11 protein-coding genes are annotated in these 12,627 nt (G+C 43.0%); 5 read left to right on the top strand and 6 right to left on the bottom strand.

Features of this window, described 5'->3' with window-relative positions; all coding sequences use genetic code 11:
* Window positions 1–19 precede the first annotated feature (19 nt).
* The 3 genes from C5471_RS05965 (at window position 20) to C5471_RS05955 (ending at window position 2,161) form a co-directional block, all read left to right on the top strand.
* The gene (locus C5471_RS05965) at window positions 20–364 is read left to right on the top strand and encodes a RidA family protein (protein ID WP_133813136.1); all 345 of its coding nucleotides are present in this window, start codon (window positions 20–22) and stop codon (window positions 362–364) included.
* Window positions 365–582: 218 nt separating this feature from the next.
* Window positions 583–915, top strand: a complete 333-nt coding sequence (locus C5471_RS05960; RefSeq protein WP_133813137.1) for a helix-turn-helix transcriptional regulator — start codon at window positions 583–585, stop codon at window positions 913–915.
* Entirely contained in the window at window positions 905–2,161 is a 1,257-nt protein-coding gene (locus tag C5471_RS05955) for a type II toxin-antitoxin system HipA family toxin (protein ID WP_133813138.1), read from the top strand. The genes C5471_RS05960 and C5471_RS05955 overlap by 11 nt, the downstream gene beginning before the upstream one ends.
* Before the next feature lie 119 nt (window positions 2,162–2,280).
* On the opposite strand, the gene mdtI is transcribed toward C5471_RS05955, so the two are convergent.
* The 3 genes from mdtI to zwf form a co-directional block, all read right to left on the bottom strand.
* Window positions 2,281–2,613 (bottom strand): multidrug/spermidine efflux SMR transporter subunit MdtI, encoded by a 333-nt coding sequence (gene mdtI / locus C5471_RS05950; RefSeq protein ID WP_133813139.1) that lies wholly within the window; start codon window positions 2,611–2,613, stop codon window positions 2,281–2,283.
* A 1-nt stretch (window position 2,614) separates the two neighbouring features.
* Window positions 2,615–3,034: a multidrug/spermidine efflux SMR transporter subunit MdtJ gene (gene mdtJ, locus C5471_RS05945; protein ID WP_133813140.1), complete on the bottom strand. Its 420-nt coding sequence runs from the start codon at window positions 3,032–3,034 to the stop codon at window positions 2,615–2,617.
* A 506-nt stretch (window positions 3,035–3,540) separates the two neighbouring features.
* Window positions 3,541–5,016, bottom strand: coding sequence for a glucose-6-phosphate dehydrogenase (gene zwf, locus C5471_RS05940; protein WP_133813141.1), 1,476 nt, complete (start codon window positions 5,014–5,016; stop codon window positions 3,541–3,543).
* Window positions 5,017–5,362: 346 nt separating this feature from the next.
* Between zwf and C5471_RS05935 the strand changes: the two genes are divergently transcribed.
* Both C5471_RS05935 and pyk read left to right on the top strand, forming a co-directional pair.
* Window positions 5,363–6,223, top strand: a complete 861-nt coding sequence (locus C5471_RS05935) for a MurR/RpiR family transcriptional regulator (RefSeq protein ID WP_133813142.1) — start codon at window positions 5,363–5,365, stop codon at window positions 6,221–6,223.
* A 414-nt stretch (window positions 6,224–6,637) separates the two neighbouring features.
* Window positions 6,638–8,080 carry a pyruvate kinase gene (pyk, locus tag C5471_RS05930; protein ID WP_133813143.1) on the top strand — a complete coding sequence of 481 codons (1,443 nt, stop codon included), beginning with the start codon at window positions 6,638–6,640 and terminating at the stop codon, window positions 8,078–8,080.
* 1,121 nt (window positions 8,081–9,201) lie between these two features.
* Here pyk and lpxM read toward each other — a convergent pair.
* The 3 genes from lpxM to znuA form a co-directional block, all read right to left on the bottom strand.
* On the bottom strand, window positions 9,202–10,170 hold the full coding sequence (lpxM, locus tag C5471_RS05925) for a lauroyl-Kdo(2)-lipid IV(A) myristoyltransferase (protein WP_133813144.1): 969 nt from the start codon (window positions 10,168–10,170) through the stop codon (window positions 9,202–9,204).
* Between the two features lie 152 nt (window positions 10,171–10,322).
* Complete coding sequence (gene mepM, locus C5471_RS05920) at window positions 10,323–11,630, bottom strand: murein DD-endopeptidase MepM (protein ID WP_133813145.1); 1,308 nt, start codon at window positions 11,628–11,630, stop codon at window positions 10,323–10,325.
* 20 nt (window positions 11,631–11,650) lie between these two features.
* Window positions 11,651–12,598: a zinc ABC transporter substrate-binding protein ZnuA gene (gene znuA, locus C5471_RS05915; protein WP_133813146.1), complete on the bottom strand. Its 948-nt coding sequence runs from the start codon at window positions 12,596–12,598 to the stop codon at window positions 11,651–11,653.
* Window positions 12,599–12,627 lie beyond the last annotated feature (29 nt).

Genomic DNA, 12,627 nt, shown 5'->3' with positions numbered 1-12,627 from the left:
GTTAACTTAAGGAGTATCCATGACAATTGAGCGTATTGATCCACAGGATCGCTGGTCCGAAGCTGTGGTTTACAATAAGACCATTTATTACACCAGCGTACCGGAGAATCTGGATGGTGACATCACTGAGCAGACAGCTGATACACTGGCCGCGATTGATATCATGCTACAACGCCTCGGTTCTGATAAAAGCAAAATTATCGATGCCACTATTTTTCTGGCTGATGGAGACGAATTTGCTGGCATGAACGCCGCCTGGGATGCATGGGTTGTGGCAGGAAGTGCGCCTGTACGCTGCACAGTTGCAGCTAAGCTAATGAATCCAAAATACAAAGTCGAGATAAAAATTATCGCAAGCATTTAACATTCAAGCCGGGATATTTTCTATCGCTGCTTTTATAAGTTGATCACATAGAAGCTCTTAAGAATATCCATTGAATTTTCCTCCTATATCTTGCACTTTTAATGACCATGATAATGGTCATTCAGTATTGCATCTGTATTTTGACAAAACATCTTAATGACCACTATACTGTTCATTAAGAGCACTAAAGACCAGAATAAAAGTCAAAAGGAGGGAGTATGTCAAAACATAGAGCCTATTCTAAATTCTCCCAAGAAGCGGCCATACTACTCGGAGAGCAAATCAAGCTAGGCAGAAAACAACATCAGTGGTCAGAAAAGAATTTGGCAGAACGCGCAGGTATATCCAGAACTACACTGCAAAAAATTGAAAAAGGAGATATGGGCTGTTCCATAGGACTCGCATTTGAGCTAGCTAACCTTGTAGGCATCAACTTGTTTGAAAGGGATAAATTTCCTATCTCAGTACGTATAGAACAAACAAGAGATAAGCTGGCTTTGCTACCACAACGCATTCAAGAAGAAAAGAGAGTGGTATACGATGACTTCTAACAACAAAGAAGTTTATGTTTGGATATGGTTACCAGAGCAAACTGAGCCAATAGTAGCTGGCCGCCTAGAAGAATTTAATGGCCACATTTCATTTAACTATGGTAAAAGTTACCTTAAAAGATTAAATAGCCAGCCGCTACCTATCTCAATTTATGAACCGGAATTACCATTAAAATCAGGTATCATAGCCCCATTAAGTGATCTAACAATGCCTGGCTGTATCCGCGACGCATCTCCTGATGCGTGGGGTCGTAGAGTTATCATCAACAAAATATTAGGGTTAAAAGGAGCGGATACAGAAACTGCTACATTAAATGAAATAACGTACCTTCTTGAATCTGGATCTGACCGTATAGGCGCTTTAGATTTTCAATTGTCTCCATCCGAATATACTCCACGATCTATAAAGAATGTCAGTCTGGAAGAACTTATTCAATCAGCAGAACGAGTTGAAAATGGTCTACTACTAACACCAGAATTAGACCAAGCACTTTTTCATGGCAGTTCAATTGGTGGAGCACGTCCTAAAGCACTCATTGAGGATAAAGACAGCAAATATGTTGCTAAATTTTCCTCAAGCGGTGATCTTTACAGTGTGGTTAAAACAGAGTTTATTGCTATGAGACTCGCTGAACTATCCGGCATTAATGTTGCCTCAGTACAATTAACAACATCTGCAAATAAAGATGTACTACTCATTAAGCGATTTGACCGAGAACATACTCAAAACGGTTGGTTACGAAAATCAATGGTCTCTGCTCTAACTCTATTTGGCTTAGATGATATGATGGCTAGATATGCTAGTTATGAAAAACTAGCCGAGATTATACGATATAGTTTCACTAATCCCCAAAAGACATTAGAGGAGCTATTTTCACGATTAGTTTTTAATATATTGTGTGGTAATACGGATGATCACGCTCGGAATCATTCCGCATTTTGGGATGGCAAAAATTTAAGTTTAACCCCTGCTTATGACATATGTCCTCAGGGTAGAGCTGGTAATGAAGCATCTCAAGCGATGCTAATAATTGATAATAAAAATCTAAGTCAATTACGAACTTGTTTAGAAACTGCACATAATTTTAATATATCAGAGGAAAAAGCAAAAGAAATCTTCAATAGACAAATATCAATAATCCAAGATAATTGGGATAATGTCTGTGAAGAAGCCGAATTGAGTGAAATAGATAAAAAATTGCTCTGGCATAGACAGTTTTTAAATCCATTTTCTATAGAATTTTGAAAGCATTCAAAGAATTACCAAGATACTAAAAAGCTTCAGTTAACCCGCAAGAATCAAATGTTACCTGAAGCTATCATTTTATTATCATTAACCACTTAAAATCTAATCCACGCTTACGGCTATGCCATCTTAATCATCACCATCCCGAGCAACAACAAAACAATACCGCCCCACCCCTTACAATTTAGACGTTGATTAAACATAACCCAACCGGCAGCAATCGTTGCAATAATGCCGAAAGCACCCCACAGAGCATAAGCGATAGAAAGCTCGATTCCCTTCACTGCCTGGGCAAGCGCACTGAACGCCCCAAGAACCGCAACCAGTGAAAAAATACCCATCCAATGACGTCTGAAACCCTCAGACAGTTTCAATAAAATATTCGCTAAAATTTCCAACACCACCGCAAGAAACAGGAACGCAACATGCCACCATTCAAATTGTTGCAACATGTTATGCCTCCTTAATTTTACTGTTTTTAGTTACGGCGGCATTGATGACAGCTTTATCTGCCATCTGTTTCACAACCTCAGCCGATTTCTTAACTGCCGCTTTTTTAGTCCCGGATTTAATCAGCATAATCCCTGTCACCAGCAGAGCCAGACCGCCTACTTTCATCAACGACAGTGATTCATCAAACCACATCACACTAAAAACAGTAATAAACAGGATACCAATCCCTTCCCACAACGCATACGCAACACCCAACGCAACTTTCTTCACGGCCATTGCCAGCAAAATATAAGATATAGCGATCATGACATACATCACTGCCATGCCCCCCATCCCACCTGAAACGCTGGCATGTTTCATCGACAAAGTACCGATAACTTCGGTGACGATTGCCATTGCAAGGAATAACCAGTAAATCATTTTCTTTCTCCTGAACACGCAAATACGCACGTCAAGACGCAAGCCATAAAAACGCTGAACTCATCTGCAAATAAGATGAGAAATAAATAACCTGACGTTTTGACGAAATAGAAATACCGGCTGAAAACCGGTTAACAGGAGTAAGACGCTATAATGCACCGCACCAGTAGTGCTCACTGGATAAAATGGCAGAAAGGAAAAGCATGTGGGTGGATCTTTGAAACCGGACGCTTTTGGCGCTGTTCATGATATTTCATTCTTTCATCGCACTGATATTCCGCGCGATATATTAAGAACCCTCATAGTTATAGTGTAAGTTAGCCTATTACTTCTACCATATAGAAAAATAGAAAGCAATTGCTCAATTTTATTCTTTTCTTGACTAAAGACACAAATAAGCGAAGAAATTGGGATATCCGATATCTTGATGACACCAACCCAAGCCGCTCACAACGCAGCTTGGGCCTCAATATTAAAGACTCTTACAATCCCACGCTTATTACCCGTTATTCAAACTCATTCCACGAGCGGCCATCACGGGTGATCATGGCAACAGAAGCAACTGGCCCCCATGTTCCCGCCTGATAAGGCTTAGGCGCATCATTATCCGCAGCCCATGCATTCATAATGGAATCAACCCACTTCCAGGCTTCTTCTACCTCATCACGACGCACAAACAGCGCCTGAATACCGCGCATTGCTTCCAGCAACAATCTCTCATAAGCATCCGCCAGCGGAATATGGTTGAACGTTTCAGAAAAACTCAGATCCAGCTTGGTTGTTTGCAAACGATGTTTATGCTCAAGCCCCGGCGCTTTGTTCAGCACTTCAATATCAATACCTTCATCCGGTTGCAGGCGAATCGTCAGTTTGTTCTGCGGCAGTTGCTGATAGGATTCAGAGAACAGGTTCAACGCTGGTTTTTTGAAATAAACCACCACTTCAGAACATTTGGTTGGCAAACGTTTGCCGGTTCTCAGATAGAAAGGCACCCCAGCCCAGCGCCAATCATCAATATCGACCCGGATAGAGACAAAAGTTTCCGTCCTGCTGGATTGGTTCGCTCCCTCTTCCTCCAGATAACCCGGCACCTTATTCCCCTGAACAAAACCAGCAGTATATTGACCACGTACCGTTTTCTCCCGCACGTTGGTGTGATCAATACGGCGCAAAGAACGCAATACTTTCACTTTTTCATCACGGATATGGTCCGTTGTCAGATCTGCCGGAGGAGACATGGCAATCATCGTCAGGATTTGCAACAGATGATTCTGAATCATATCGCGCATCTGCCCGGCTTGGTCAAAATACCCCCAACGGCCTTCAATACCGACTTCTTCTGCTACCGTAATTTGCACATGATCAATCGTCCGGTTATCCCAATTATTCACAAACAATGAATTGGCAAAACGCAGCGCCAGCAAATTCAATACGGTTTCTTTACCCAGATAATGGTCAATACGATAGACCTGACACTCATTAAAATACTTGGCAACTTCATCATTGATGGCCCTGGATGAGTCAAGATCGGTACCTAAAGGCTTTTCCATGACAACCCGGTTTGGCTCTTTATTCAGCCCCGCCAACCCCAATCCGTGGCAAACAGCACCAAAAGTACTCGGTGGCATGGCAAAATAGTGGATTGCAGGCCGGTTATCTTGCTTAAGAATTTTTTTCAGTCGGGTGAAATCTTCCTGTTGGTTAACATCCAGATTGCAGAAATTCAGACGCGCGCTCAATGCCTTCCATAATTCTGGATCTGGTTTTTCCGGCAAAAATGTATTCAGAGCTTCTTCAACAACCTGGGTATACGCTTTTTTATCCCAATCCGCCCGGCCAACACCGATAATCCGGGTTTCCGGGTGGATATACCCCGCTTTTTCAAGCTGATAAAGGGAAGGTAATAATTTCCGGCGAGCCAAATCCCCTTTAGCGCCAAAAATAACTAAATCACAAGCCTGAGCCGTAGAAGTAACCGCCATATGTATCTCCTCATTGCGGAATATTGTAATTTTGTTACAGCCTTAACCGGTAATGTACCCTTTTGGCTATATCGCGTAAACAGCTATAACAAATAACCCCCGCCTTCATATCAGCGGCATATACCACTGCGGCTAAAATAGTGATAGTTTTATGTAATTCTCCAACTTCCATGAAATATAATTACCAATATGAAAGTTAGACACTTGTCATACTTTTATGAAAAATATTGGATTATTGTGACTTCCCGCTGCCAGCTTCAATTTATTACTAGTAGTATATTTTCATAAAACTTACATAGATTTCGCCTCTGAATGAAATCGCTAAAACCACAGGTCGCTGCGTTTTATGAATACACTGGAACGAGTTCAAAACAGTATTGAATACTTGAGTAAGTCAGAAAAAAAAGTGGCGCAGATAATCCTGGCGGCACCACAAACGGCCATTCATTCCAGTATCGCAACGCTGGCAAAAATGGCGGAAGTCAGTGAACCCACGGTTAACCGTTTTTGCCGTCGTCTGGATACCAAAGGTTTTCCTGACTTCAAACTCCATCTGGCCCAAAGCCTTGCCAATGGCACGCCTTATGTAAACCGTAATGTTGAAGAGAGCGATACAGTCAGTGCTTATACCAATAAGATCTTTGAATCGGTCATGGCGACGCTGGACACGGTAAAAAACAATTTGGATATCGCAGCCGTTAACCGGGCTGTCGATTTACTGACTCAGGCGCGGAAAATTTCATTTTTTGGTTTAGGGGCTTCTGCCGCCGTTGCTCATGACGCGATGAATAAATTCTTCCGGTTCAACATTCCGGTTATCTATTTTGACGATATCGTGATGCAACGAATGAGCTGTATTAACAGTGCCGAAGGTGATGTAGTCGTGCTGATATCCCATACCGGCAGAACCAAAAGTCTGGTTGAGGCGGCGCAGCTTGCACGTGAAAATGATGCGGCAGTCATCGCCATTACCTCTCACGATTCCCCTCTCGCCCGCGAAGCAACCCTGGCGATACTTATGGATGTACCGGAAGATACGGATATTTACATGCCAATGGTATCAAGAATTGCTCAATTAACCGTCATAGATGTTCTGGCTACCGGATTTACCCTGCGACGTGGCGCAAAGTTCAGAGATAACTTGAAAAGAGTTAAAGAGGCGCTGCGAAATTCACGTTTTGATAAAATTGACTTTCCGCCAATCTGAAAAGCCCTATCACTGTTGAACCGATTCTCAACACATTCAGTTTTCGATTGCGTAGCCAGTAGCCACTTATTGCTCATTGAGCGCGGTAAATAAGTCGTTGCCCTGCTGACTCATCCAACTTTATCGTTCAACACCAAAACCCGCTAAGACTATTAGATTATTGATAAACCGGGAACAAATCATGATAGGATAGAAACGCGGCAATAAATATCCGTCATAAAAGGGTTAGCTGATTCGCCAGGGCATAGTGATTGTGTAAAACGTTCCCCCTGTAGTTCCCCTACAGAGACAACTGTTTGCACAAGCACTATATAGCGAACAGTATCAGTATAAGCTGATACAGGTTACAACAAGCCCTACGATAGTCGCTTGCGACTTTGCGGTGGGCATACTAACAGGTCAACGGAGTAATGCATGTCTAGACGGCTCAGAAGAACTAAGATTGTTACTACACTTGGTCCGGCTACCGACCGCGATAATAACCTTGAAAAGATTATTACTGCGGGTGCAAACGTAGTCCGCCTCAACTTTTCCCACGGCACCGCAGAAGATCACATCCAGCGTGCCAATAAAGTCCGCGAGATCGCCGCCCGCCTGGGGTGCCATGTCGCTATCCTTGGCGATCTTCAGGGACCTAAAATCCGCGTATCAACATTTAAAGAGGGCAAAATTTTCCTGAATATCGGAGATAAATTTCTGCTTGATGCCAACCTTGGTAAAGGCGAAGGCGATAAGGAGAAAGTCGGTATTGATTACAAAGGCTTACCTGCTGATGTTGTCCCGGGTGATATTCTGCTGCTGGATGATGGCCGTGTTCAACTGAAAGTATTAGAAGTTCAGGGAATGAAAGTATTCACAAAAGTGACAGTGGGTGGCCCGCTATCCAACAATAAGGGTATCAACAAACTGGGCGGGGGTTTATCCGCTGATGCCCTGACTGAAAAAGATAAAGAAGACATTATCACCGCCGCCAGAATCGGTGTTGATTACCTGGCTGTCTCTTTTCCCCGCACCGGTGAAGATCTCAATTACGCCCGCCGTCTGGCGCGGGATGCCGGTTGCGAAACCCAGATCGTGGCAAAAGTTGAACGTGCAGAAGCCGTTAGTAGTGATGAAATCATTGATGAAATCATTCTGGCTGCCGATGTCGTGATGGTTGCCCGTGGTGACCTCGGCGTAGAAATCGGTGATCCGGAACTGGTTGGTGTGCAGAAAAAACTGATCCGCCGCGCCCGCCAGCTCAATCGTGTAGTGATTACCGCGACACAAATGATGGAATCCATGATCACCAACCCAATGCCGACCCGGGCAGAAGTTATGGATGTGGCAAATGCGGTTCTTGACGGCACTGACGCGGTGATGCTCTCCGCTGAAACCGCAGCGGGCCAATACCCTGCCGAAACCGTTGCCGCGATGGCACGGGTCTGTCTGGGAGCGGAAAAAATGCCCGGGCTCAGTGTATCCAAACATCGGCTAGACACGACTTTCGACAGTACCGAAGAGGCGATTGCCATGTCCACCATGTACGCGGCAAACCATCTAAACGGTGTTAAAGCGATTATCGCCATGACCGAATCAGGCCGCACGACACGAATAATGTCCCGCATCAGTTCGGGTCTGCCCATTTTCTCTATGTCCCGCCATGAGAAAACCCTGAACCAAACAGCCCTTTACCGTGGCGTTACACCGGTTTATTGCAGCAGTCATACTGACGGCATCACCGCAGCCAGTGAAGCCGTTAACCGCCTGCGAGATAAAGGTTATCTGATTTCCGGCGACCTTGTTCTGGTGACTCAGGGCGACCAGATGGGAACCATTGGCAGTACTAACACCTGCCGTATTCTTGAAGTGGAATAAAAACTCATTACATTTTAGCGTCGGGCTTTCGGGGGGACACAGGTTAAATCGGGAAGACTGGCGCGCTTTACTCATCCAACACAACCGACGGTAAAAAAGTTTTTACCGTCTCAGATTGTTGACAAAATGCTGTTTTTTATCCGTCATTCTGTTTTAATCATAAAAAACAGGTTTTAACTTGATTAACAAGATCAGCCAAATAACAAAAATATGAGATTATATTAAAATATTTAACAGGGTTAACCGTATAATAAGAAAAGAATAATCGTATTTAACAATATTAAAAACCATTTATTTAAACGCCATTTAAATAGATGTCGATCGGTAAGCGGTTTTTTTTCGGTGATCCGTTAACTGAGGATAAAAAACAAGTATCCATTAATACCAGATTTTGAAAAGGTACAGAGTAACTAAAACGGCTTATTCCCTATCATGTTTAATGTATTTATCAACGATGTTATCCTTCGTTTATTTAACATTTACCTTCCCTGTTATAACCATTTAAAAGCACGAAAACAGATGGATTAAAGCTTTTATATAAAAGACGGATTTAACTATAAGTGCAGTTTTTTAAATGACATTAACCATTAACAAAAAACTTAAAATAAATCAGCGAAAAAAGAACCAGTAAAGATAAAAAGATAAAAAGATAAAAAGATAAAAAGATAAAAAGATAAAAGCGAATATGATTAACGTTGATTAAATGTAAAACACAATATAATATGATGATTAAACTTAATAAAAAACAAGGATTAAAAGCAGTGAAAACAACGGTTAAAACTTTATTATACAAGTTAAAACCAGAGATTAAAAAATGGATTTTAATAACAGTTTAAAACCTGTCCATTATAAATCCATCAGTGAAAAATGAGAGAAAGCACTGGCTTTATTAATGCTTAATCAAGTAACCAACAGGAAGCACAATCCAAACTATGATGGTTCATGTTGTGGAACCGGCGGTTTGTTGGAGATAATAAAACAAACCATAGCGGCGTAAATGCTATCCTGATATTTCAAGTGCAAGTAAAATGTTTCATCATAACAACCCCTAATCATTGGATATGATGTCCAATATTAGGGGTTAAGTTCAAACTGTGATCATTACTTCATATATATGAAAATCACAGATCTTCCCTATTATACGGCTCAATATCCCCTTTTTTCCGGGTTTTAAGTAATTTAAGGATCCAGGTGTATTGCTCAGGATTTGGCCGTACCAATTGTTCCAACTCTTCATTCATCCGGCGGGCAATAAAAGTATCATCTTTGCCCTCAATATCATCCATTGGCGGGCGAATATAAATATCAAGCCGATGAGTACGGTAATTATAAACCGGAAACAGCGGCACAATCGCCGCACGGCAAATCTTCATCAGCCTCCCGATGGCCGGTAATGTCGCCTTATATGTTGCGAAGAAATCAACAAATTCACTGTGTTCCTCACCATGATCTTGATCAGGAAGGTAATATCCCCAGTAACCCTGGCGAACCGTAGCAATAAAAGGTTTAATCCCGGCATCACGGGAATGTAAGCGTCCACCAAAGCGACCCCGGACTTTATTCCACAGATAATCTGCTACAGGGTTCTTCTGATGATGAAACATCGCCGCTGCTTTCTGTCCAGTAGCTGTCAGTAATATCGCCGGAATATCCACAGCCCAACCATGAGGAACCATGAAAATAATGTTTTTCCCCTGGGCTTTCAGTTGGCGGGTAATCTCTTCACCATGCCAATGTGTCCGGCTTAACGCTGATTTTGTACCACGTAAACAAATCTCAGCCAGCATAACAAAAGGTTGAGGCGCAGTAGAAAACATCTCATCAATTAATGCCTCACGCTGCTGCTCTGTCAGTTCCGGCATACAGTAGCACAGATTGATCCTCGCTCGGCGGCGCGCCCCTTTCGCAAGCCTGCCAGCCAACCACCCTATTTTAGCCAATAAAGGATCACGCATTTTAACCGGGAAGTAAGTCAGCCCAGCCAATACACCTACTCCCAGCCATAATCCCCAGTAACGAGGATGCAGGTAGGATTTATGAAATGTCGGCACATAACCCACTTTACTGTCTGTATCTGTCTCTTTATGCATGAGCTAACTCTTTAGAACAAAACGATGATCTGCCATTTTAGTACAGAGATTTATATCAGTGGATATCAACCCATCTTTTTCTGGCATAGACAAAATGACAGCGGATGATATCAATCATCCACTTTAAAGTCTGTCATTAATGTTCAATTAAGCTAATCCAGCAAAAGTTGAGGGGTTACCTCTTTTACCGTTGCCAGGAATTCTGTGCGATCTTTACCACTCAGACCACCAGAACGCGGTAATTTCGCCGTTAATGGGTTTACCGCCTGCTGATTAATCCAAAATTCATAGTGCAAATGAGGCCCCGTAGAACGACCGGTACTGCCGGACAACGCGATACGATCACCACGTTTTACCTTCTGCCCCGGTTTCACCAACAGTTTTCTCAGGTGCATATAACGGGTGGTATATTGGCGACCATGACGAACAGCGATAAAGTTCCCCGCCGCCCCATTATATTTGGAGACAATAACCTCACCGTCACCTACCGCCAAAACAGGAGTTCCCACCGGCATGGCAAAATCCACCCCTTTGTGCGGTGCGACACGCCCGGTTACCGGGTTCACACGCCGGGGATTAAAGTGAGAAGATACCCGGAATTGTTTGGTTGTTGGAAAACGCAAAAAGCCGCGCTCAAGACCGGAACCTTCACGATCATAAAAACGTCCATCTTCCGCACGGATAGCATAATAATCTTTACCACCACTGTTCAGGCGAACCCCCAGTAATTGGCTCTGTTCACTGCGACCATCCAACATTTCACGGGAAAGTAATACAGAGAAGCGATCACCTTTATGTAATCTGCGCAAATCAATTTGCCATTGCAGTGCCTTGGTGACTTCACGCGCTTCACTGCTGGTTAAACCCGCATTTAAGGCACTGCTGGTAAAGTTACTATCAACCACACCAATGATTGCACTGTTTTTCCACTCACCTTTCTGAAATGATTTCGTTTCTTTAAAGACATCACCTTCACGGGTATAAATACGGCTTTCACGACGAGAAACACCCCAAGTCAGACTTTGTAAGTCACCCGCTTCATTTACCGTCCATGATAATGGCTGACCAATGTTCAGCCCCCGTAACACTTTGTGCTGACTCGCCAGTAACGCCACGTCAGAAGCATCAATACCAAATTGCGTCAAAATGCTACTGAGGGTATCACCGTCAGAGACAATATATTCATGCGGAGTTTGAGCCGTCGTTTCCGAATTCGTCTCTTCATCGGGAATGCCCTCATCCGGTAACTGCTCACTGCTATCCGCAATAATCTCATCAGTATTTGCCGGGACATTGATAGCAATACTGTCGGTGCTTATTTCTTCCTGTTCATGATGATAAGCAATTGGCTGCCACATCGTGACAACCAATGTCGCCAAAGTCAGCGAACCCAGCATAATCTTATGCGGTCGCGGTAACTCCCTATACACCAGAACGATAGTTTTAACTATCTGCTGCACTAATCGAATTCCTTATTACTTTAATTCAGGCAACTCGCGTATTGTTCCGACAACTGAGTTATAAATTTCATATAGCTGTCCTTATCCAATACGATGCGGCCTCCTAACGGGTCTAAAGTGCCCATACGCACCCCCGTATCCTTAGCTACCGCATTAATAACGGTCGGCCTGAATTGCGGTTCAGCAAAAATGCAGGTTGCCTTCTGCTCAACCAATTGTGTTCGTATATGATGTAATTTTTGTGCACCGGGCTGTATTTCAGGGTTAATCGTAAAATGCCCTAACGGCGTCAAACCATAATGTTGTTCGAAATAGCCATAAGCATCGTGAAAAACAAAATACCCCTTACCACGCACCAGCTTAAGAATATTAGCAATATTTTTGTCAGTTTGCGCAAGATGAACGTTGAATTTACGTAGGTTTACGTCCAGCGCTGCTTTTTTCTGCGGATAACGCGCTAATAATTGGTCATGGATGCCCTGAGCCGCCTGTTTCGCTATTTCTGGCGACAACCAAATGTGCATATTATATTCACCATGAGAATGATGTTCATGGTCCTCTTGATGGTTATGATGATTTGATTCCTGTAAATCTTCATCATTCTTTAACAATAACGGTTTAATCTCCGGCAATTTGGCTAATACTAGCTGTTTATCTTGTGGCACTTTGGTTAACGGTTTAGACAAAAAGATTTCCATATCAGGGCCAACCCACACAACTAAATCTGCCTGATTAATCTTCTTAAGATCAGACGGTTTCAATGCATAATCATGCGGTGAAGCGCCATCAGGCAACAATACCTGTGTATCAGTAACGCCATCAGTTATTGCCGCAGCAATAAAACCCAGCGGACGAATTGATGTCACAACATCAGCATTAGCTGATTGTATCGTTCCTGACATTAAAGCAGTGGCAATTGCGGCTTTGCAGAAAAATTTGTGCGCTAGTTTATATGATTTGTGCAACATAATGTAAATATCTCGTGGACAGAAGCAAG

Source organism: Photorhabdus tasmaniensis (assembly GCF_011189505.1).
Taxonomy (GTDB): domain Bacteria; phylum Pseudomonadota; class Gammaproteobacteria; order Enterobacterales; family Enterobacteriaceae; genus Photorhabdus; species Photorhabdus tasmaniensis.
The sequence above is the reverse complement of the archived record's forward strand: the minus strand, read 5'-3'. Positions and strand labels throughout refer to the sequence as shown.

What these genes read in the sequence shown, in the direction of transcription:
- C5471_RS05965 (WP_133813136.1), top strand. Translation starts at nt 20, where the DNA reads ATGACAATTGAGCGTATTGATCCACAGGATCGCTGGTCCGAAGCTGTG.
- C5471_RS05960 (WP_133813137.1), top strand. Translation starts at nt 583, where the DNA reads ATGTCAAAACATAGAGCCTATTCTAAATTCTCCCAAGAAGCGGCCATA.
- C5471_RS05955 (WP_133813138.1), top strand. Translation starts at nt 905, where the DNA reads ATGACTTCTAACAACAAAGAAGTTTATGTTTGGATATGGTTACCAGAG.
- mdtI (WP_133813139.1), bottom strand. Translation starts at nt 2,613, where the DNA reads ATGTTGCAACAATTTGAATGGTGGCATGTTGCGTTCCTGTTTCTTGCG.
- mdtJ (WP_133813140.1), bottom strand. Translation starts at nt 3,034, where the DNA reads ATGATTTACTGGTTATTCCTTGCAATGGCAATCGTCACCGAAGTTATC.
- zwf (WP_133813141.1), bottom strand. Translation starts at nt 5,016, where the DNA reads ATGGCGGTTACTTCTACGGCTCAGGCTTGTGATTTAGTTATTTTTGGC.
- C5471_RS05935 (WP_133813142.1), top strand. Translation starts at nt 5,363, where the DNA reads ATGAATACACTGGAACGAGTTCAAAACAGTATTGAATACTTGAGTAAG.
- pyk (WP_133813143.1), top strand. Translation starts at nt 6,638, where the DNA reads ATGTCTAGACGGCTCAGAAGAACTAAGATTGTTACTACACTTGGTCCG.
- lpxM (WP_133813144.1), bottom strand. Translation starts at nt 10,170, where the DNA reads ATGCATAAAGAGACAGATACAGACAGTAAAGTGGGTTATGTGCCGACA.
- znuA (WP_133813146.1), bottom strand. Translation starts at nt 12,598, where the DNA reads ATGTTGCACAAATCATATAAACTAGCGCACAAATTTTTCTGCAAAGCC.